Here is a 19535-nt window from a genome sequence, read left to right as displayed (position 1 = left end):
ATATCTGCATTTAACTTCACACATCATCTTTTACATAGTGGGAAAGGAGTCGCTATGACTTTTGAAGAACCCGTATATCGCCCTCCCTGGGAGGCGCGTTCCATGTTGCTTGCTGTTTCGCAAAGTTGCAATTGGAATCGTTGCAAGTTCTGCTATCGCTCGAAAGATTATGCCTTCAAGGTTGCCGATCCAGCCACGTTTCGCCGTGAGCTGCTGATGCAGCGGTCGTTCTATCCTGCGGACACGCGTATCTTCTTCGTGGGGTCAAATAACTTCGCGTTGCCCACCCATCGCCTGATGGAATTTCTTGACATCGTGAATGAAGAACTGCCCGACCACGGGCGTATTTCCATGTTCAGCCGCGTCGATGCTATCGCGCGCAAGTCTGATGAAGAGTTGAGGCAGCTGGCAGCCAATGGATGTACGCATTTGTATGTGGGCACTGAAAGCGGAAACAACGATGCACTCGAGCTGATGGATAAGGGCCATACGGCCGAGGAGGCTGTTGAGCAACTGCTGCGTTTGGATAACGCTGGCATTACTTACACGGTCTTTTATATCTTGGGACTTGGTGGAAAGGGTGCGGGCGCGAAATCAGGCAGAGAGACGGCCGAGCTATTCAACCAAGTGCATCCGAAACAGATCTCCAGCACGGGTATGACGGTGACAGAGGGGACTGGCGCATGGGATATGTGGCGTGCGGGCGAATACGAGAAAGCTTCCGAGCGCGAGATGATCGAAGAGCTCCGTGTGTTCCTTGAAACATTGAACGTTGCGAGCGTTTACGACAGCTATCACATGCTGAATCCAGTTCACGTGCGGGTGAATACGGGTGATGAACAGGAAAAAGCAGAGACGCTCAAGCAGATTGATGAGGTCTTGAGCAAGTATTCTGACGATCAACTCGATGCAGCTGTGAATCGGTCCATGCTCGAGGAATCTTGCAAACCTGAATATGCTGCGTAAGCTTAAGAATGATGAATGTGAAACTGGGCACTGAGGGGCGATCCTTGGTGCCCAGTTTTATGTCCAGACAAAAAAGGACCTGTCCCCGAGGTGTTTGGATAAAAATCGCTCTGCTTTCAAGATCAGGCGAGCCGATTTTCCATTCCCCAGACGCAAAGCTGGTCGAGCACTTTCATGAGGGATGCGCCGCGTGGCGTGAGCGAATACTCTACTTTCGGCGGTATCTGCGGGTAGACCTTGCGCTCGATAAGTTGGTCGGCTTCGAGCTCTTTCAGGTTCTGCGAAAGCGTCTTGTCCGAGATCTTGCCCAGGTAGCGCTTCATCTCGTTGAAGCGCACCGGCTGATACTCCATCAGGCAATAGAGGATGACCATCTTGTGCTTGCCCGAGATCAGCGAAAGCGTGTAGCTATAGCCTGTGTCGCAAAATTGCGCGTCCTCGATGCTAGGGGTGGTCTCGGTCATCATCGCTCCTTTACACTTTCTTTGTGAATAGTACCTATCTTACAAGTGCGTACTTGATTCTGCTTCTCAAAATGATTTCATAGGATACATCATGGACCTAACTGAGAGAAGAGGGAATCTGATGGGAAAGAAGATCGTCGTTATCACAGGCAGCCCACGCAAGAACGGCAATACCGATCGTATGGTCGCAGCATTCACTGAACAGGCACAAAAGAATGGCCACGAAGTGGTGCTCTTCAACGCAGCAACGTCGAATGTGGGTGGGTGCCACGCGTGCGAAACTTGCTTCAAGAGCGGCAAGGCCTGTACTTACGACGACGATTTCAACACCATCGCCCCCGACATCCTTGAAGCTGATGGTATCGTGTTCGCAACCCCGACCTATTGGTATTCCTTCCCAGGTCAGATCAAGAATGTGATCGACAAGCTCTACTCTTTCTGCGTGGCTGAAAAGCCCATCGCGAACAAAGATTGTGCCCTTATCGCATGCTGCGAAGAGCACGAGGTCGAGGTGATGGACAGCTTGAAACAGCCCTTTGAACGCATCGCAGCTTTGGTGAAGTGGAACGTAGTAGGTGAAGTGCTCGTTCCTGGTGTGCTCGAGGTGGGCGCGGTCGATCAGACCGACGGTTGTGCCCAGGCGGCAGATCTGGCCAACAAGTTCTAAACGAATGCGCCTACGTCAGGTGGATCTTGGCAGGCATTGATAGAAACTTCGCGTTGATCGAATCTGAAGGGGGGAGCCATGAAGGTATTCGTTGCAGGAGCAAGTGGTCGTGTAGGAAAAGGACTAGTGAAGTGCTTGTTAGCGGATGGACACAGCGTTGTTGCCGCATCTCGTAGTGCAGAAGATGTGGGTTGGCCTGAAGGTGTCGAGCCGTGCGTGTTCGATTTTCACACAGACGTTGAGCACATGATCGACCTTATTGATGGATGCGCTGCTATCTATTTCGTAGCAGGTTCACGTGGCAAGGATCTGCTGCAAACTGATGCATTCGGCGCCGTGAAGCTGATGAAGGCAGCCAAAGAAGCAGACATCGAGCGATTCGTCATGCTCAGTTCGTTGTTCGCTCTTGAGCCGAAGCGCTGGCAGGAATCTCCGTCGCTTGCATCCATCATGGACTACAACATCGCCAAGTTCTTCGCAGATGAATGGCTCGTGAACAATTCGGGTCTGAAGTGGACCATCGTGCAGCCTAGCGTGCTGAAGGAAGAGCCAGGTACGGGTAAGATCGAGCTGAATCCTTCGAGCGACGGTGTGAACCCGATTCCCGATGTGGCTGCGGTGCTCGCTGGCGTGCTCGAGCGTCCGAACACTATTGGCAAGGTAGTGATGATGCGTTCCGGAAACCAGCCCATCGTCGATGCTCTAGCGTCAATTTAGCTGTGTGACCAAGATAGAATTTCGAATATTTTGAGGTAGGGGACAGGTCCCAAACTGTCCCAGACCCATTGGGGACAGGGCAGGATCACCGATCGGGATCACTGGCCTGTCCCCTTTTTGTCCCGGACAGATTTGAACCCGTCCCCGAAGTGTCCCGAAGTGTCCGGGTGTTCGTTAGTCGTCGAGGAGGTCTTCGAGGGTCTCGAAGAGGGTCTCGATATTGATAGGCTTGGGCACATATCCGCTCATGCCAGCTTCTTCGGCTTCCTCGCGGTCTTCCTCGAATGCGTTCGCCGTAACTGCGATGATGGGGATCGACGCCTTTGCAGGATCGTCCAACGCACGGATAGCGCGGGTGGTCTCGTAGCCATTCATGATGGGCATCTGCACGTCGGTCAGCACCACGTCATAGGTGCCCGCGGGGTTTTCCTTCATGCGCTCGACCGCGTACTTACCATCTTCCACCGCATCCACGATAATTCCCGCATCTTCGAGCACGGTAATAGCGATCTCACGGCTCATCTCATTGTCTTCAGCCAACAGGATGTGCTTACCCTTGAACTTCTCGGCAGCCTGATCGAAGGCATCCGTCAGGTCGATGTTGTCATTGCCTTGAGCCACGATCACTTCGTCGCTTTCCGTTTCGTCCGTGAAGGGACGCATGAGGATCTCGCGCAGTTCAGACAGGAAGATAGGCTTGGAGCAGATGGCAGTAACGCCCGCTTCCTTCACTTCTTCTTCGATGTCGGTCCAGTCGTAAGCTGTAGCGATGATGATGGGTGTTTCATCGCCGATGATGCGGCGAATGCGCTTCACCAATTCAAGGCCGCTCATGTTCGGCATGATCCAGTCGATGATGAAGGCGCTATACGGATCGCCTTGCTCGGTAGCGAATTTGGTGTGCGCGATGGCTTCTTCACCCAGTGTGGTCCAGTCGGGGCGCATGCCAATGGAGAGCAGCATGCTGCTGACGCTCGTGCACGTATCAACATCATCGTCGACCACCAATGCGCGCAGGTCCTTCAGTTCCTCAGGCGGCGCGAGCGGCTCGGAGCCTTCGGCTACCTTGAAGCGGAACTTAACGACGAATTCAGAACCTTCGCCTTCGGTACTGGTGACGCTGATGTCGCCTTCCATCATGTCCACGATGTTCTTCGTGATAGCAAGACCCAGGCCAGTACCCTGAATGCCGCTGACCGTGGCGGTCTCTTCGCGTTCGAAGGGCTCGAAGACATGCTCGAGGAAGGTCGGGCTCATGCCGATGCCCGTATCGCGTACGGAGAATTGATATTCGGCAGTGCCATCAGGCTGTACTGCTTCGGTCTGCGTGATGCGCACGCTTACCGTACCGCCCTGTGGTGTGTACTTCACTGCGTTGCTCAAGATGTTGAGCAGCACCTGATTCAGGCGCAGCTTGTCACAGATAACGGTCTCGTTCCTTACGTCCAGCATGTCGATGTAGAATTCCAGACCCTTTGCCTTGATATCGGACTGAACGATAGTGCGCAGATCGTGCATCACTTCAGGCAGATTCGTTTCCTTGTTCTCGATCTTCACCTTGCCACTTTCGATGCGGCTCATGTCGAGCACGTCGTTGATCAGGCTGAGCAGGTGATTGCTCGAGGTCATGATCTTGCTCAGATAGCTGCGCACCTGGTCAGTGTTGTCGATGTGCGTGCCAGCCAGCGCTGTGAAGCCGATGATGGCGTTCATGGGCGTGCGAATGTCGTGAGACATATTGTTCAGGAACGTGGTCTTCGCCTGGTTGGCGTATTGCGCCTGCGCCAGTGCTTCAGACAGGACCTCGTTCTGCTCCTGTTCCTTGCGGACCATCTCATCGATGTTGCGGAAACCAACGAGCAAGAAGTCATCTTCGCCGTCTTCCACCATCACGTAGGTGTACTGGAAGTTGTGTTCTTCGCCATCGACCAAGATGCGATATGTGCCCTGGTATTCTTCGCCCGACTTCGTTTCTTCGCGAACATGGTCAAGCGACATCTCCTTGCGCAGAAGCTCCTTGTCATCAGGATGAACGCGGTCGTCGATATAGTGGTTGACCAGGACCGTGTAATCTTGCTCTTCGTCAGGATTGTCATGGAGGCCGCGCGTAACGTAGCCTTCGAGCTTGATGACTTTGGCAACGCCCTTCTTGGGGTCGACCGAGAATACATTGGTGTAGTCATGACTGAGCGCCTCAACGATAGAGAGCTGCTCTTTCAGTTCTTGGTTCGACTGTTCTTGAGTTGCGATCAGTCGATTGCTCCATCTGCCACGAAGCACCAACGCGATGATGATGACCGCTACCATTGCGATGAGCAGACCCAAAACGATGAGGATTATGGGGTTCGCTTCAAGGTACTCGAAGAAGGTCATATCAGTGGCACTATAGGAAGTATAGTCGGCCACCAGGCGATTGAGCGTTGATTCGGGCACGCGCTTGATGCACTTGTTCAGGATGCTCACCAGTTCATGGTCGGTATTGGCGGTTACCAACATGTCGAACTGCACATCAAGACCGTAGACCGCGTTATAAGTGAGCCCATCGCTCGAGTCACGGTTCATGAATTGTTGCGCGGTGTATACGTAGGTATAGGTGCAATCGGCATCGCCATCGAGCACTGCCTGCAGCGCGGCTTCGCGCGTGGGGTAATGGATCAGCTCGACGCCTTCTTGGTCTTCCCAGAAGCCATTGAGGCCACCCGTTGAGGAATCGGGAACGGCGATGGTCTTGATCTGACCAGCGAAATCGTCGCGGGTCACTTGCACGATGCTGGCAGACATGAACGCATCGCTCTTGAAGCTGTTGTCGAAGTAGTCGCCCGAAGAGTATTGACCAACGATGCCATCGAGCACCACGTTCACGCGCTCGCTCTCGATGGCAAGCTGATATTGCTGAAGATCGCTCGGGACAACGATCTCATAAGGCAGATCAGCCACTTCCATGACTGCTGCGAAATAGTCGATCAAGATGCCATTGAGCTTGCCATTCTCCTCAAAGGAGTAGGGGCTGCGATCGCTTGCAGCAATGGCAGAGATCTTCTTCGTGCCAGCGCGCACTTCATCGATATAAGCCTGTTCGCGGGCGGTGAATTCGATCTCGTTGGAGAAAGTGGGACCGTAATAGTCGTAATAGAGCGTGTGCTTCCAGTCGCCTTCGTTCATGTTCATCTGATCGATGGCGTAATTCACCTCGGAGAGCAGCTGCGTGTCGCCCTTGCGCACGATGACGTAGTAGTTATCGGTATCGATCGTATCCAGGGTCTTTTCGTTGTTGGTCTTGCGCAGGTCGCTGGTAACAATCGCGTCGACCGTGCCGTCTTGAAGGGCCTGAGCGAGTGCTTCATTATCAGTGAACTGACGCACGGTGTAGGTGAAGTTCTTCTCCTTCGCGAATTCAGCAAGGATGTCGTTTTGGCTGTTGCCTGGGATCTCGCCCACCACCATGCCGTTATAGGTCGCGTAGTCGCCGCTGATCAGCTTATCATTGCTAGCAGCTACAGAGAGCACCGTGCTCTTCTGGCCGATGGGCAGCGAGAAGTCGAACTTGGCCTCGCGCTCAGGTGTCTTCGAGGCAGAGGTTACCAGGTCGATCTCGCCCGCTTCGAGCATATCCATCATGTCTTGCCAGGAGGCATCGTATCCCACCAGGTCGAAGTTAAGATGCGAATACTTCGAGATCATCTCGAGCACTTCGATGCCATAGCCGTAGAGCTCGCCGTCCTCATCCTTCATATGGTAGCCATCGAAAGCGAACACGCCTGCCTTCACTGTGCGATTGGTAGAATCGGGCTTGCCGATCTCAAGGTTGTCGAGCGTGACGAAGGTTTCCTCGCTCGCATTCTTCAGCTGGCGAGTTTGTGTTTGAGTGGCCGAGCCCGTAGCAGTTTCCGATTTCTGGAACTGCATGGTGGTTACCGCGCAAAATACCACGAGCACGACCGCTGCTATGATGGCAGCCACGATCAGGGCGCCGCGGCGATTGGGCGTTGTGGTCTTGGAAGATGAATCGTTCTGCGGAGAATTAGAAAGAGCGCTCAAATCTGAATACCTATTCCTATCAGGGCGAAAAATTGCATACTTAGTGCGCAATTCTATCATGAAACGGCTCGTGGACCGTAGTGCGCCTTACTAATATATGGGATGAACATTCCAAGGTCTTGCGCAGGCCTTGAGCAGGCGCGATGAAGCGTGCGCTGAGAAGCGAGCCTACAGGTGCCTGATGGTATAATCGAGAGGTCAAAACGACGGGGAGATGCCCATGATCTATGCTGTCACTTGCAATCCTGCTCTTGATTGGATGATGCGCCTTGATGCTTTCGCGGCAGGGGGCATCAATCGGTCGTTTTCTGAGTCGCTTTCCATGGGTGGCAAGGGTGTGAACGTTGCCACTATGCTCACGAACTTGGGCGTGCCCGTGTGCGCCTGGGGTTTTATCGCTGGCGACACGGGGCGTACGCTCGAAGCGGCGCTTCAAGATCGCGGCATCACTACTGATCTTATCCATCTGCCCGAGGGGCTTACTCGCATCAACGTGAAGCTGAAGACAATGGATAATGCTTCTGAACAGGCACGATGCATCCAAGAAACCGAGATAAACGGAGCGGGCCCACGGGTCGATGCTGCAGCGCTCGATAGGTTACGCGCTCAGGTCGACACACTGCGTGCTGGTGATGTGCTGGTCCTTTCAGGTTCGCTCGCCCCAGGGTGCCCTGTGCAGCTCTACCGAGAGTTGGTGGAACGCGCTCATGGTTGTGGGGCGCTTGCGGTAGTGGACGCGGCCGAAGACCTGCTCGAGGCGGCGCTTGATGCGCATCCGTTCCTGATCAAACCCAATAATGATGAACTAGCTCAGTTGTTCGATATCGATGGTACTGACGAGGCTTCGCTCGAGCGAGCAGCGGTGGAGCTTGCTGGGCGGACAAGGGGGTTCGTGCTGGTCAGCAGGGGAGCGAAGGGTGCATTTCTTGCAAACGAAGAAGGCGTGGTGGGCTATTCTGTTGCACCACGTGGCGCTTTGGTGAACTCGGTCGGTGCGGGAGATTCCATGGTAGCAGGGTTCTTGGCGGGCTGGCTGAACGCCACATCGCTTCATGACGCAGAGATTGCGGCAGCAGGCGATCCGCTAGCGGCGCTCACGTTCGCCACGGCTGCCGGATCGGCTACGGCCTTCTGCGAGGGTATCGCATCAGGTGAAGAGGTGCTCGCGCTCGTACCTGACATTTTCATTACACCTGGGCCTTCAGCTCCTTGATCCGTGCAAAACGTTGCATCATTAGGAGGAAGGTAAAGATGATGGGCAGCCAAGGCAAATTGCTGGGGCAAATTGTCAAAGCAAAGGCCAAGGCAAAGGCTAAAGCAATGGTCGAGGCAAAGAGCCGAAGCATGCGGCTCGAGCAGATGACAAGGGGCCACAAGTTGCTCATCGAGACGATAGAGGATGTCTAACACCAGAGGGGACAGGGGTTACCATGAGGATCGTCGATCTTCTCTCGCCTAAAGCCATGCAGCTTGGCGCACATCCAGCCGACAAGGCAGCAGCGATCGATGCGCTGGTCGATCTGCATGAGGCAGCGGGAAATCTTGTAGACAAGGAAAAGTACAAGCAGGCCATCTTGGCACGCGAGGAATTGGGCACCACTGCGGTGGGCGAAGGCATTGCCATCCCGCATGCGAAGACCGATGCCACCAAGCATGCTGCGCTGGCGGCTATGACCGCTCCCGATGGCGTTGATTATGGCGCACCTGATGGTCAGCCTTCAACGTTGTTGTTCATGATCGCGGCGCCTGACGATGGCGGTGAAGTTCACCTGGAAGTGCTCTCGCGCTTGATGACCATCTTGATGGACATCGATTTCCGCAAGAGCTTGATGGAGGCTGCAACGCCCGAGGAATTCCTGAAGCTGATCGATGCGAAGGAGAACGAACGCTTCGCTGACGAGGTGAAACAGGACGCTGTTGCCGATATGGAAGGCAATGTTGAGGGTACGGAATACCTCATCGATGAAGCCAAGGCAGAGCATCGTGAGCATAAGGTTGAAAAGGAAGAAGCCCAAGCGCAGGCCGAAGGCTATCGCATCCTGGCTGTAACGGCGTGCCCAACTGGCATCGCGCATACGTATATGGCGGCTGAAGCGTTGGTGAATGCAGCGGATGCGCGCGGTATCGCGCTGAAAGCAGAGACCAATGGTTCGGGCGGCACGAAGAACAAGCTTACCAACGCTGAGATCGAAGCAGCAGATGGCATCATCGTGGCGGCCGATAAGGAAGTGTCCATGGATCGCTTCGATGGCAAGCCAGTAGTGATCGTGAAGGTTGCTGATGGCATCAATAAGCCTGACGAGTTGATCGACCGTGTGCTCGATGGCAATGCGAAGATCTATCACAGCGCTTCAAGCAAGAGGGTCGAAGATGAAACAGGCTCGGATGAGAGCGTAGGGCGCAAGATCTACAAGCACCTGATGGAGGGCGTTTCGCACATGCTGCCCTTCGTGGTCTCGGGTGGTCTGTTCATCGCGGTGGCATTTTTGATCGACTCGATCGCGGGCGTGCCGCAAGACTCAAGCTTCGGTACGGGCACGCCTGTTTCGGCCTGGTTCAAGACCATCGGCGGGTTCGCTTTCAGCTTCATGGTTCCTATTCTGGCGGCGTACATCGCGAAGTCGATCGCTGATAGGCCAGGCCTGGTAGTAGGCTTCGTAGGTGGCTTCATGGCAACGCTCGGCTCGACGTTCGGCTTGCCTGGTGGCGATGTTCCCTCAGGCTTCTTGGGGGGCCTGCTCGCAGGTTTCGCTGGCGGTTATATGATGCTCGGCATCGAAAAGCTGTGCGATAAGATGCCCGATAGCCTGGCTGGCATCAAGCAGATCCTTATCTATCCACTGGCAGGTTTGGCGGCCATCAGTTTGTTCATGTGCTTGGTCGGCCCCATCATGGGCGCCATCAACACGGCCATGAGCGATGCGCTCACCTGGCTTGCAGACAATGATTACGGCATCATCCTTGGCATCATCCTTGGAGCCATGATGGCCATCGATATGGGCGGTCCGTTCAACAAGGCGGCATACGTGTTCGGCACGGGCATGCTTTCGCTGGGCACGGATGCAGCTTATGAGATCATGGCGTCGGTCATGATCGGTGGTATGGTTCCGCCGCTGGCTATCGCGCTCTCTACCACGCTGTTCAAGAATCGCTGGACCGAAGAAGAGCGCAAGAATGGCCCGGTCAACTACATCATGGGTCTTTCATTCATCACAGAAGGCGCTATTCCTTATGCGGCATCCGATCCGCTGCGCGTCATCCCCGCGTGCATCATCGGTTCGGGCGTGGCAGGCGGCCTTTCGTGGTTGTTCGGGTGTACGCTGATGGCGCCTCATGGTGGTATCTTCGTAGTGCCGGTCATCGGTAATGCGCTCATGTATCTGGTGGCCTTAGCTATCGGTGCTGTGGTCGGTATGCTGATGCTGGCCATCCTGAAGAAGAAGCAATAGGGGGACAGGTCCCAAACTGTCCCGGACAAAAACGGACCCGTCCCCAAAGTGTCCAGGACAAAAAGGGGACAGGTCAGGCTGGCGAGAGTTCGCCGAAGAGATGAAAGGATACGAAAATGGTTTCACAGAAGATCACGTTGACCAATGGCAGTGGCTTGCATATGCGCCCTGCAGGCGTGTTAGCCCAGGCTATGGCCCCGTTTGCTGCTGACGTTACCATCGTTGCAGACGGCAAGGAAGTGAATGCGAAGAGCCTGATGGCCATCGTGGCTGCTGGCATCAAATGCGGCACCGAAGTCGAGATCGTGGCAACTGGTGACGACGAGCAAGCAGCACTTGATGCGGCGATCAGCTTGATCGAATCGGGATTGGGAGAATAAGAGCATGAAGACCCTCGAAGGAGTTGCCGCTTCGAGCGGCGTAGGCATCGGCACGGTCGTGGTCGTTGCTGAACCAGTGCTCGAATATGAGAGCACCACCGTCGCGGATGTGGATGCTGAAAAAGCACGCCTCGCAGGCGCTATCGAGGCGTTCAAGGAGCTCAACACGCAGAAGGCGGACCAGATCCGTGATCGTGTGGGTGACGAAGAAGCGGCTATCCTCGAGGGTCATAACCTTATGATCTCGGACCCGTTCATGGTGGCCGAGATGGACAAGCTCATCGAAGGCGGAACATGCGCTGAAGATGCTCTCACCCAGATTTGCGAGATGTTCGCCACCATGTTCGAAGCAGCCGAAGATGATCTTACGCGTCAGCGCGCATCAGACGTGCGTGACATTCGTACAGGTGTGTTGTGCGAATTGCTGGGTGTCGAAGAAGTGGATATTTCGCTCGTGCCTGCAGGTTCGGTCATCGTCATACATGACCTGGTCCCGTCGATGACGGCTGGTCTGAACAGCGACAATGTGGTTGGCATCGTCACCGAAGTGGGCGGTATGACCAGCCATTCTGCTATTCTGGCTCGCGCGCTCGAGATCCCAGCAGTGCTGGCAGTGGCAGATGTGACCACAGAACTTGCAGCGGGAGACCAGGTGGTGGTCAATGGCATCGCAGGCAAAGTGGTGCTGGATCCCACGGAAGATGTGCTCCATTCAGCCGAGGTTCGTCGTGAGGAATTCCTTCAGGAACGTGCGGCGCTGCAGCAGTTGGTGGGCAAGCCTACCGAGACCGCTGATGGCATACAGGTAGAACTGTTCGGCAACATCGGCTCAGTTTCAGATGCCGAAGCTGTTGTTTCGCACGACGGCGAAGGCGTGGGTCTGTTCCGCACAGAATTCCTGTTTATGGAGAGCAATGCGATGCCTACTGAAGACGAGCAGTTCAAAGCCTATCAGCAGGCGGCGCTCATCTTGAAGGGACGCCCTCTTATCGTGCGCACGCTCGATATTGGTGGCGATAAGGACATCCCATATCTGGGAATGGAAAAGGAAGATAATCCGTTCTTGGGTTTTCGTGCGGTGCGTTACTGCTTGCAGCGTCCAGATGTGTTCAAGGTCCAACTGCGTGCGCTTCTGCGCGCAACGGCATTCGGCGATATCCGTATCATGATCCCTCTGGTCACTGGTGTGGCTGAGCTGCGTCAGGTGCGTGAACTGGTGGCTGAATGCGCCGCTGAACTGAAGGCCGAAGGCACGGAATGCAATGCTGATGTGCCCGTGGGCGTGATGATAGAAACACCAGCAGCAGCTATTATGGCTGATGTACTTGCCGAAGAGGCAGATTTCTTCAGCATCGGCACGAATGACCTGACGGGCTATACCATGGCGGCTGATCGTGGCAACGACCACGTGAGCTACCTTTATTCCACGTTCGACCCTGCAGTGCTCCGCTCGATCAAGCGCGTGATAGAAGCAGGCAACGAAGCGGGCATCATGGTGGGTATGTGCGGCGAAGCGGCAGCAGACCCGTTGCTCGTTCCGCTTTGGATAAGCTTTGGTCTTGGTGAATACAGCGTTTCTCCTTCGTCGATCCTCGCAACGCGCGCGGCTATTGGCGATTGGACGAAAGCGGCTGCAGATGAGGTTGCGGCAAAGGCTATGGCGGCCAAGACCGAACCTGAAGTGCGCGCTATCCTAGAATCCGCGCGCAAAGGCTAGTTCAATGGACCAGTTCTTCGCAGCAGGCGCAACGCTCGATGTACCCTTCGGCGTCGACTTCTTCGCTGTTGCTGTGGGTGTGATAACGGGTGCGATGTTCGCGAACGACCGCAAGCTCGATATCGTGGGTACCATTTCGCTCGCGCTGATCACCGCGTATGGCGGAGGCATCATCCGTGACCTGCTCTTGCAGGACAAGGGCGTATACTTCATGCAGTATCCTGAAGTCGTGCTCATCTGCATGGCTATTGCGCTTTTCGTCTTCCTCTTTCGTGGATGGTTCAAAACCACAGGTCAGATGCTCTTTTTGGCCGATGCGCTCTCGGTGGCGCTCTTCGCGCTGGCTGGAGCGAACAAAGCGTATCAATGTGGCCAGAGCTTCTTCGTGGTGGTGCTCTTGGGCGCGATCACTGCGGTTGGTGGTGGGGCGTTGCGCGATATTTGCGTGGGGAAGACCCCGAGCATCTTCCAGCGTTCGAACTACTACGCTGTGGCGGGCATTGCTGGCGCGCTCGCATTCGCGGGCTTGGCATTTCTGAACGTACCGCTGACCATTGCGGCTATCGTATGCGTGTTGACGGTGGTGTTCTTGCGGTACCTGTCGGTCTACTTCGATTGGCAAACTGCCAATGACACCGATCTGGCTCCCAAGGTGAACAAGGGTACGCGCAAGGTGAAGGACTTCTTCGTCGAGCTCTTCCATCATGCCGACGAACACACCTTGAGACCACGCCGCAAATCTTACAGGCGCAAACGCAAAGCTACTCGACAAGAGAAATAGATCAGGCGGTCTGTTCGGAGCGTTTTCTTCGTGGTGCTAGTTCGCTGATCAAGATAGCGATGAAGATCAGGATGAAGCCGACGATCATTTGAGCCGTGAGCACTTCACCGTAAAAGAGCACCGAGCAGATAACGCCGAAGACCGACTCGAGCGAGAGGATGAGCGAACCCTGAGCAGGGGGTACGTGAGCCAGTCCCACGTTTTGGCAGACATAGCAGACGCAAGATGAGAGCAGCACAAGATAGGCCAGGTCGGCGAAGAAGCTTGCTGGTATGGCATCGATCTGTGGCATCGGTTCGAAAGCGAAACCGAAGATGAGCCCCAATACTCCACAACAGAGGAATTGGATGATGGTTATGCCGATGGCGCTATAGATCTTGGTGAAGCGCGAGATGAAGATGATCTCGAGGGCGAAGACCACCGCGCCAGCAAGTGTTGCTGCGTCGCCAAATCCTATGCCGAAGGTGCCAGGCGCAACGGAGACAAGCCCGATGCCAGCCACGCAGGTTATGGCTGCGATGATGCAAGACCAACCTGGGAAACGGCGCGATATCATCCAAACGATCAGCGGCACCATGACGCAGTAGGTTGCAGTAAGGAATGCGTTCTTGCCAGGGGTTGTGTTGGCAAGTCCCAAGGTTTGCAACCAGAATGCCACGAACAAGATGATGCCCATGGTGATGCCAGCGCGCAAGCCGCCAGGGGTCAAGACCTTCCGAAGCTTCTTGTGGAAGACAGCGCCCAGGATAAGCCCGGCCAGGATGAAACGAACGCCTACGAGCTGGGCGGGCCCCAAGATCTCGACAGCGTCCTTCATTACCACGAAGGCTGCACCCCAGATTATCGTGGAGAAGAACAGCATGGCTTTGTAGCCAGCAACTGGTATGTCTTTCATCTTGTTCATCATAGATTCGTCATGCAAAAGTCTATAGCTAATCAGTCTAAAGGTCTTGAGAATTCGTGCAGATGCGCAACGAGCTATCGTGTGTCGTTCGCAACAATGCCGCAGCATGCCTCTTTGCAGGGCTTCGCGGGCTTCAAGAAGGGGATCGTTTCGCTGTCGCGCTATCGTCTAGTTTACGGTCGGGCAACGTGTTTGCGCGCGCTGATAAACGCTTTACGAAAAAGCGCTGGAGGCCAGGGTGCAGCAACTACAGTAAGAACAGATTCATAAGGCGATCCTAAGGAGCGATCATCATGCAACCGGAACTTTCTCAGATAGATTTTCAACAGAAGGTAGCAACAGGCAAAGTCCTGGTGGAATTCTTTGCCACGTGGTGCCCGCATTGCCAGCGTCAGCAGCCCATCACCGATGAAGCTGCCGATATGCTGCGTGGCGAGGTGTCCGTGTACCAAGTGGACGTGGATAAGAATCCGGAGCTTGCTCAAGAATACGCACCGAATGGTTTTCCCACCTATGTCCTGTTCGAGAATGGTGCGCCCGTTGCCGAACACGTTGGCGAATGGCCACTGCCATCCTTACTAGAGATGGTGAAAGCGAATTAACTGAAGGCGTTTTGCGCTAAGCCTATCGCGCAGAATGCGGTGCATTTGGACAGGCTTTCGTGCCCATCTGCACCGACTTTGGGTGTCCGTTTCGACTGAATTTCGTAGCTTTTTCAGTCGATTCGGACAAGTAATCATTGCGACCTTTCACTCGCTGCAGCTCTCGAGTGCTTCGTTCTCACGGAGCCGAAACGTGCTATTCCCAAAAGCTCAATTTTTTAAGAATTCGGGAATAGGAAAGATCAGGACAAAATGAGAGGCATCGATAGCTTTCTTATCTGTCGATGCTCTTTCGCCTTGCTTGCTTCAACCAGTTCTTCTTAAAGGATCCGATACTACCGAAGAACTTTATATCGGTTCGCGTTTCGTCATGGTTCTCGTACTTGATTGCAGCAAGTTCAATCTCGCAAAGATAATCAGCGACTTGCGCTAGACGATAGGCTTTGTAATCAGAATCGCGATAAAGCGGTACATCTTTAGATAAGACATACTCCATGGCTGCATGGAGGGCAGCGGTTACGGCGGTTTGACCGTTGTCGTAATAGACCTTTACGATGTCGAAGGATTGCAAGAGGTCTATCTCGTCAAACAAGAAATCAACCATCTTGCGCCTCAGCTGCACTTGCAGAGTGTCTGCAGTTTTGAACTCTTTGCTTTTAAAAGCAAAGCTCTTGTAATGAATCGGAAGACGTTGAACGAGGATTCCGAATGAGGAGAGAAGCTTCTTACGCATCTCCATGTCGAGATTCTTATATTGATCATAGCCTCTCATTAGTGGGGTAGCATGAAACGGAATATCGGGTAAATCTCGCTTTGCAAGTGAATGCTCATAATGATTAAGTGCATCGATTAGCGAATTCGACTGGTCATGCATCACCATGGTTACCAGGTAGTATTTCGACCCACCTTCTTGAATGCCTGATTCATCGCAAAAGACGCTAAGCTCTTTCAAATGGACCCCTTAATGAAAATGCCGGGGGATAAGCCCCCGGCGCTTGATAGCCGCTTATTCAGCCGCCGATACATTTATACCATACGTAACAGAAGCAACGCGTGAAAATGCCGACCCTACTCAAAAGAAACACCCGCCAGCGTGAACCACTGAGAAGCGAAGACGTAGACAAACCGATGGATGGCGAAGATGTCCGAGGATGGCCACTCACCGAAGAGTATCTCGAAGTGCTTCAGGCTCTTAAAGCAAGCTCTCAACTACGCCATCGCGCAAGAGCTTCTTACCAAGAACCCCTGCAACTTCTGTAAGCCGCCAAAACGTGTTAAAACACCCATCAACTCCCTCTCGCGTGAGGAGCGAATCCTTCCATGACTCTCGATATTTATGCTGATGTGGATCCCGAAGCCAAACAGCAAGCGGTCAAGTATATCGAAGGTGCTTTCGATGATATCTGCAGCGTTTTTCAACGTGAAGTTGAACAGCGCAGGGCTGAGATGGAAGAGCAGAACGCGGAATTCGATCCAAAACGGTTAGAGGGCATCACACCAGAATCCATCCCGTTCTCCGTCGAGGAGCTCAGAGCAATGCTCGCTGTTCTTGAAAAGGCAGGCTAGACAGTTTCTTGGTGCTGGGACATTTTGTCTCAGCACCAAGGAGATCGGTCAAATTATCTGAATCTAATCTTCGAGTAGACTGTCCTGCTTGGCTCGCCCAACGATTGCGGACTTGATATATGCGGCAGTTCCGAAGGTGCCCAGGACAAATGCCATCACGAAGAAAACGACACCCATAGCCAGATCGCCAGCCCAAGTCACGTTCTCAATGCCAACGATCTGAATTTCCGCCAGCATGCGCATGGTCGCAGTGATGACTCCCAACATCGCGCCGCTAATCACACCAATGATGGCGCAGAAACCCCAAGGCACATGATCGATGGTCGCCATGCGCACATGCTCGTCAACGATACCCGCCTTCATCTGCATCCCTAGAGTAATAAGACAGGATACGAGAATGGCCACGGCGATAACGCCCGATACCGGAAATACATCTTGGCCGACGCTGGTGTAGATCGGGGTGTCCGTCGTGTCCGCAACCTGGTTGACCATGATCCCGTAGTAGGCAGCGATTCCCGCCCCTGCGAGCAATATGGTGTAGCCGACGCGCATGCAGCGGTTGGACTCTGATTCAAGGCGCTCGTCCTTAGGGCCCATGAAGGCATTCCATCGTTTGATAAGGTTCATCATTTCCCCCTTAATCCCAGAACAGGTCGTTGAGTGTCTTTCCAAGTGTTTGGCATATCGCCTTGCATAGCTTGAGCGAAGGGTTGTATTTGCCCGCCTCGATCAACCCGATAGTTTGACGCGTAGCCCCTACGCGCTCTGCTAGATCCGTCTGCGAGAGCCCGGCATCGTTGCGGGCGTTCTTCATTCGCAAGTTCTTTTCGCCTTTCATGGCACTCCTAGACAGCGAGTTTAAATGCAAAATATATCTTACATTGCAAATTATATATTGCATCGGACTTCTGTCAAGGCATGCGCATTTGGGCTTTACCTGTCGCTTCGCATCTCATGAAAAAGGGTGAGACATTTTGTCCCACCCTCATCTCTCGGAGATGCGTACATGTTAGAGCCTGTTCCAGCTATTCGGTTATGAGGATGCTCGTTGAAACGTCTTTGACCTTCCTAGCGCTCCAGTATGCAGCCACGAAAAGATCAGAACAAGCCCGCAAACAAGGCCGCCAATCAGCAAGGGGGACGTATCAAGAGAGAACCTCGTAATGCCAAAAGAGCCGAACAGCTGGCTTGTGAGCCATGAGCTTCCCACGCTGACAAGAACCGCAGCGACAATGCACCCTAGGAGCGAGACGATGAGGAAAGTTGGCATTTTCTGAATTCACTGTGTAAGCCCCGTGTAAGCCAGGGCTAAATTCGCCCTAAGAAGAAAACAGGTCAGGCTAAAAACAAACGCCTGACCTGGTCTTTCTTGGTCGCGGGGGCAGGATTTGAACCTACGGCCTCCGGGTTATGAGCCCGGCGAGCTACCAGACTGCTCCACCCCGCAATGTATGTGGTTGCCGCCAGCCCATTCACAAGAATGAAAAGCGACAGTTAGTTATATTAGTCGCTTACCTGGAATCGTACAAGTACCCATCGTGTGAACGGTCGACCAGCGTGAAAGCTGCGATGAGGTTAGTATCGGACGAAAAGGGGACAGGCCCCAAACTGGCCCGGACGAAAAAGGGACAGGCCAGAGATCCCATTTGGTACTCCTGGCCTGTCCCCGAAGTGTCCCGGACGGTTTGGGACCTGTCCCCAGGGCTGGTTAGGCGATGACGTTGTCGGTTTTCAGCTGATCGATCTCGCTGCTGGAATAGCCCAGGCGGGTCAAGATCTCAACGTTGTTTTCGCCCAGCTTCGGAGCGCGCGTGATATCGGGGGAATAGTTCGAGAAGAACGTAGGGCAACCAAGCGTCAGGTACGTGCCGCGCTTACCGCCTTCGTCCACCTCTACGATCATCTTGGCGTCCTTCAGCTCCTGATCGTTCTCGATCTCTTTCCAGCTGAGCACAGGACCACAGGGCACGCCTGCATCGCCGAGGATCTGCGCCACCTCATACTTGTCCTTGGTCATGGTGAATTTCTCGATGGCTGCGCGGATCTCTTTCTTATGATTGAAGCGCTCGGTAGACGTGGAGAACTTCGGATCGGTGAGCCAATCTTCGAAACCGATAGCGTGGCAGAATTTCTCGAAGCCTGCTTCATCCCACTGCACGATGACGCACGCATAAGCGTTCGGGTCGGTCTCCCAGCCCTTGCACTTGTAGATCCAGCTGATCTCTCCGCCACCTTCGGAATTTTCCTGGCGTGGTACGGTATCGCCAGTCTTGCCATCGGGATAGGTGGGATATTCTGGCAGCACTCCGGTCTTATCGAGCAGGATCTGATCGTGAAGCTTGGTGCGGCACAAGTTCATCGCGGCGTTCTGCATGGACTGATATACATAGCAGCCCTTGCCTGTCTTCTCGCGCTGGAAGAGCGCAGCCATCAGGCCCGTTAACAGATGCATGCCCGAATTCGCGTCACCAGTGGAAGCACCAGCCATGGTGGGCACGTTGTAGTCGCCTTCGTTCCAGCCTGTTACCGTGGCATTACCGCCCGTGGACTGAGCAACGGTCTCGAAGCACTTCAGGTTCTCAAATCGTGAATGCGGATTGAATCCCTTGATGGAACCCATGATCACGCGCGGGTTCATCTTGTGAACATCTTCCCAACCAAAGCCCAGCTCTTCGATGGCACCAGGATGAAGGTTCTCAACGAAGATGTCGGCGCTCTTGATCAGGTCGGCCATGATCTTCTTGCCGTTTTCGGTCTTCAGATTCAAGGTCAATGACTTCTTGTTGCTGTTCAGCTGCAGGAAGTAGAGCGAGTCTTCGCCAGGGATATCGCGAAGTTCGCCGCGAGTCTGGTCGCCAGTGAGCTTCTCGATCTTGATCACTTCAGCGCCGAACCATGCCAGCATCTGCGTGCAGGTAGGACCTGATTGCACCTGGGTCATGTCGATGACCAAGACGCCATCGAGCGGCGCTGTGGCAACTTCGCCAGGGACAGCAAGATCTTCGCGAAGCTTTGCTGGGGTATCGGGTTTATCGGCTGGTTTGAGAATGGTATCTGAGTTGGTAGCCATGATGTCCGCCTTTACTTTTGTGGTGGGCTTTTCACTTCATTGAGCCGATCGCGTGACCGGCTCTACCATTCTATCGTGAATCATTTTGGCGGCGGTTCTGGCTCTGCAGCCTTCACCGATGCGTAACCTTAGGCCATCGCTTTTCTCTTTTTGCCCGTCTCTATGCGTCAGCAAATCCCCAAAAAGGTAACCGCGAGGCAACGTAGGGCGATCC

19 protein-coding genes and 1 tRNA gene are annotated in these 19535 nt (G+C 54.1%); 12 read left to right on the top strand and 8 right to left on the bottom strand.

Annotated features, from left to right (window positions below; all coding sequences use genetic code 11):
- Positions 1 to 54 precede the first annotated feature (54 nt).
- Complete coding sequence (locus NFR25_RS03045; protein ID WP_251197778.1) at positions 55 to 966, top strand: radical SAM protein; 912 nt, start codon at positions 55 to 57, stop codon at positions 964 to 966.
- Positions 967 to 1088: 122 nt separating this feature from the next.
- On the opposite strand, the gene NFR25_RS03040 is transcribed toward NFR25_RS03045, so the two are convergent.
- Positions 1089 to 1430, bottom strand: coding sequence for a winged helix-turn-helix transcriptional regulator (locus NFR25_RS03040; RefSeq protein WP_251197777.1), 342 nt, complete (start codon positions 1428 to 1430; stop codon positions 1089 to 1091).
- Positions 1431 to 1551: 121 nt separating this feature from the next.
- Between NFR25_RS03040 and NFR25_RS03035 the strand changes: the two genes are divergently transcribed.
- Both NFR25_RS03035 and NFR25_RS03030 read left to right on the top strand, forming a co-directional pair.
- The gene (locus NFR25_RS03035; RefSeq protein WP_251197776.1) at positions 1552 to 2097 is read left to right on the top strand and encodes a flavodoxin family protein; all 546 of its coding nucleotides are present in this window, start codon (positions 1552 to 1554) and stop codon (positions 2095 to 2097) included.
- A gap of 78 nt (positions 2098 to 2175) precedes the next feature.
- Positions 2176 to 2814 carry an NAD(P)H-binding protein gene (locus NFR25_RS03030; RefSeq protein ID WP_251197775.1) on the top strand — a complete coding sequence of 213 codons (639 nt, stop codon included), beginning with the start codon at positions 2176 to 2178 and terminating at the stop codon, positions 2812 to 2814.
- Positions 2815 to 2988: 174 nt separating this feature from the next.
- Here the strand turns inward: NFR25_RS03030 and NFR25_RS03025 are convergent, their stop codons facing one another.
- A complete protein-coding gene (locus tag NFR25_RS03025; protein WP_251197774.1) occupies positions 2989 to 6852 on the bottom strand; it encodes a response regulator in 3864 nt (1287 codons plus the stop codon).
- A 220-nt stretch (positions 6853 to 7072) separates the two neighbouring features.
- Here NFR25_RS03025 and NFR25_RS03020 point away from each other — a divergent pair, with 220 nt between their 5' ends.
- The 6 genes from NFR25_RS03020 to NFR25_RS02995 all read left to right on the top strand — a co-directional run bounded on the left by NFR25_RS03020 (position 7073) and on the right by NFR25_RS02995 (position 13179).
- On the top strand, positions 7073 to 8065 hold the full coding sequence (locus NFR25_RS03020; RefSeq protein ID WP_251197773.1) for a 1-phosphofructokinase family hexose kinase: 993 nt from the start codon (positions 7073 to 7075) through the stop codon (positions 8063 to 8065).
- A gap of 38 nt (positions 8066 to 8103) precedes the next feature.
- Positions 8104 to 8259, top strand: a complete 156-nt coding sequence (locus NFR25_RS03015; RefSeq protein WP_251197772.1) for a hypothetical protein — start codon at positions 8104 to 8106, stop codon at positions 8257 to 8259.
- 23 nt (positions 8260 to 8282) lie between these two features.
- Complete coding sequence (locus tag NFR25_RS03010; protein ID WP_251197771.1) at positions 8283 to 10301, top strand: PTS fructose transporter subunit IIABC; 2019 nt, start codon at positions 8283 to 8285, stop codon at positions 10299 to 10301.
- Between the two features lie 116 nt (positions 10302 to 10417).
- Positions 10418 to 10681 carry an HPr family phosphocarrier protein gene (locus tag NFR25_RS03005; protein ID WP_251197770.1) on the top strand — a complete coding sequence of 88 codons (264 nt, stop codon included), beginning with the start codon at positions 10418 to 10420 and terminating at the stop codon, positions 10679 to 10681.
- 4 nt (positions 10682 to 10685) lie between these two features.
- On the top strand, positions 10686 to 12398 hold the full coding sequence (gene ptsP, locus NFR25_RS03000) for a phosphoenolpyruvate--protein phosphotransferase (RefSeq protein WP_251197769.1): 1713 nt from the start codon (positions 10686 to 10688) through the stop codon (positions 12396 to 12398).
- A gap of 4 nt (positions 12399 to 12402) precedes the next feature.
- Complete coding sequence (locus NFR25_RS02995; protein ID WP_251197768.1) at positions 12403 to 13179, top strand: trimeric intracellular cation channel family protein; 777 nt, start codon at positions 12403 to 12405, stop codon at positions 13177 to 13179.
- A gap of 1 nt (position 13180) precedes the next feature.
- Here NFR25_RS02995 and NFR25_RS02990 read toward each other — a convergent pair whose 3' ends face one another.
- Positions 13181 to 14083, bottom strand: a complete 903-nt coding sequence (locus NFR25_RS02990; RefSeq protein WP_251197767.1) for a DMT family transporter — start codon at positions 14081 to 14083, stop codon at positions 13181 to 13183.
- 293 nt (positions 14084 to 14376) lie between these two features.
- On the opposite strand from NFR25_RS02990, the gene NFR25_RS02985 reads away from it, so the two are divergent.
- Positions 14377 to 14685: a thioredoxin family protein gene (locus tag NFR25_RS02985; protein ID WP_251197766.1), complete on the top strand. Its 309-nt coding sequence runs from the start codon at positions 14377 to 14379 to the stop codon at positions 14683 to 14685.
- A gap of 274 nt (positions 14686 to 14959) precedes the next feature.
- Here NFR25_RS02985 and NFR25_RS02980 read toward each other — a convergent pair whose 3' ends face one another.
- Entirely contained in the window at positions 14960 to 15637 is a 678-nt protein-coding gene (locus NFR25_RS02980; RefSeq protein ID WP_251197765.1) for a DUF3800 domain-containing protein, read from the bottom strand.
- A 180-nt stretch (positions 15638 to 15817) separates the two neighbouring features.
- Here NFR25_RS02980 and NFR25_RS07470 point away from each other — a divergent pair, with 180 nt between their 5' ends.
- Together NFR25_RS07470 and NFR25_RS02975 are read left to right on the top strand one after the other, a co-directional pair.
- Positions 15818 to 16009 (top strand): phage integrase SAM-like domain-containing protein, encoded by a 192-nt coding sequence (locus NFR25_RS07470; protein WP_420840601.1) that lies wholly within the window; start codon positions 15818 to 15820, stop codon positions 16007 to 16009.
- Positions 16006 to 16251 (top strand): hypothetical protein, encoded by a 246-nt coding sequence (locus NFR25_RS02975; protein WP_251197764.1) that lies wholly within the window; start codon positions 16006 to 16008, stop codon positions 16249 to 16251. Before NFR25_RS07470 ends, NFR25_RS02975 begins: the two co-directional genes overlap by 4 nt.
- Positions 16252 to 16314: 63 nt before the next feature.
- On the opposite strand, the gene NFR25_RS02970 is transcribed toward NFR25_RS02975, so the two are convergent.
- The 4 genes from NFR25_RS02970 to frc form a co-directional block, all read right to left on the bottom strand.
- The gene (locus NFR25_RS02970) at positions 16315 to 16878 is read right to left on the bottom strand and encodes a hypothetical protein (RefSeq protein ID WP_251197763.1); all 564 of its coding nucleotides are present in this window, start codon (positions 16876 to 16878) and stop codon (positions 16315 to 16317) included.
- Positions 16879 to 16888: 10 nt separating this feature from the next.
- Positions 16889 to 17089: a helix-turn-helix transcriptional regulator gene (locus NFR25_RS02965; protein WP_251197762.1), complete on the bottom strand. Its 201-nt coding sequence runs from the start codon at positions 17087 to 17089 to the stop codon at positions 16889 to 16891.
- 532 nt (positions 17090 to 17621) lie between these two features.
- Positions 17622 to 17698 (bottom strand) — tRNA-Met (locus tag NFR25_RS02960).
- 261 nt (positions 17699 to 17959) lie between these two features.
- Positions 17960 to 19321, bottom strand: a complete 1362-nt coding sequence (frc, locus tag NFR25_RS02955; protein WP_251197761.1) for a formyl-CoA transferase — start codon at positions 19319 to 19321, stop codon at positions 17960 to 17962.
- Positions 19322 to 19535 lie beyond the last annotated feature (214 nt).

The sequence above is a fragment of the Anaerotardibacter muris genome (assembly GCF_943192915.1).
GTDB lineage: Bacteria > Actinomycetota > Coriobacteriia > Coriobacteriales > Eggerthellaceae > Anaerotardibacter > Anaerotardibacter muris.
Note: the sequence above shows the minus strand (reverse complement) of the source record. Positions and strands in the feature narration are given on the sequence as shown.

Bases quoted from the DNA above. Each gene is read 5' to 3' on its own strand.
- NFR25_RS03045 (WP_251197778.1), top strand. From the start codon at position 55: ATGACTTTTGAAGAACCCGTATATCGCCCTCCCTGGGAGGCGCGTTCC.
- NFR25_RS03040 (WP_251197777.1), bottom strand. From the start codon at position 1,430: ATGACCGAGACCACCCCTAGCATCGAGGACGCGCAATTTTGCGACACA.
- NFR25_RS03035 (WP_251197776.1), top strand. From the start codon at position 1,552: ATGGGAAAGAAGATCGTCGTTATCACAGGCAGCCCACGCAAGAACGGC.
- NFR25_RS03030 (WP_251197775.1), top strand. From the start codon at position 2,176: ATGAAGGTATTCGTTGCAGGAGCAAGTGGTCGTGTAGGAAAAGGACTA.
- NFR25_RS03020 (WP_251197773.1), top strand. From the start codon at position 7,073: ATGATCTATGCTGTCACTTGCAATCCTGCTCTTGATTGGATGATGCGC.
- NFR25_RS03015 (WP_251197772.1), top strand. From the start codon at position 8,104: ATGATGGGCAGCCAAGGCAAATTGCTGGGGCAAATTGTCAAAGCAAAG.
- NFR25_RS03010 (WP_251197771.1), top strand. From the start codon at position 8,283: ATGAGGATCGTCGATCTTCTCTCGCCTAAAGCCATGCAGCTTGGCGCA.
- NFR25_RS03005 (WP_251197770.1), top strand. From the start codon at position 10,418: ATGGTTTCACAGAAGATCACGTTGACCAATGGCAGTGGCTTGCATATG.
- ptsP (WP_251197769.1), top strand. From the start codon at position 10,686: ATGAAGACCCTCGAAGGAGTTGCCGCTTCGAGCGGCGTAGGCATCGGC.
- NFR25_RS02995 (WP_251197768.1), top strand. From the start codon at position 12,403: ATGGACCAGTTCTTCGCAGCAGGCGCAACGCTCGATGTACCCTTCGGC.
- NFR25_RS02990 (WP_251197767.1), bottom strand. From the start codon at position 14,083: ATGAACAAGATGAAAGACATACCAGTTGCTGGCTACAAAGCCATGCTG.
- NFR25_RS02985 (WP_251197766.1), top strand. From the start codon at position 14,377: ATGCAACCGGAACTTTCTCAGATAGATTTTCAACAGAAGGTAGCAACA.
- NFR25_RS07470 (WP_420840601.1), top strand. From the start codon at position 15,818: ATGGCGAAGATGTCCGAGGATGGCCACTCACCGAAGAGTATCTCGAAG.
- NFR25_RS02975 (WP_251197764.1), top strand. From the start codon at position 16,006: ATGACTCTCGATATTTATGCTGATGTGGATCCCGAAGCCAAACAGCAA.
- NFR25_RS02970 (WP_251197763.1), bottom strand. From the start codon at position 16,878: ATGAACCTTATCAAACGATGGAATGCCTTCATGGGCCCTAAGGACGAG.
- NFR25_RS02965 (WP_251197762.1), bottom strand. From the start codon at position 17,089: ATGAAAGGCGAAAAGAACTTGCGAATGAAGAACGCCCGCAACGATGCC.
- frc (WP_251197761.1), bottom strand. From the start codon at position 19,321: ATGGCTACCAACTCAGATACCATTCTCAAACCAGCCGATAAACCCGAT.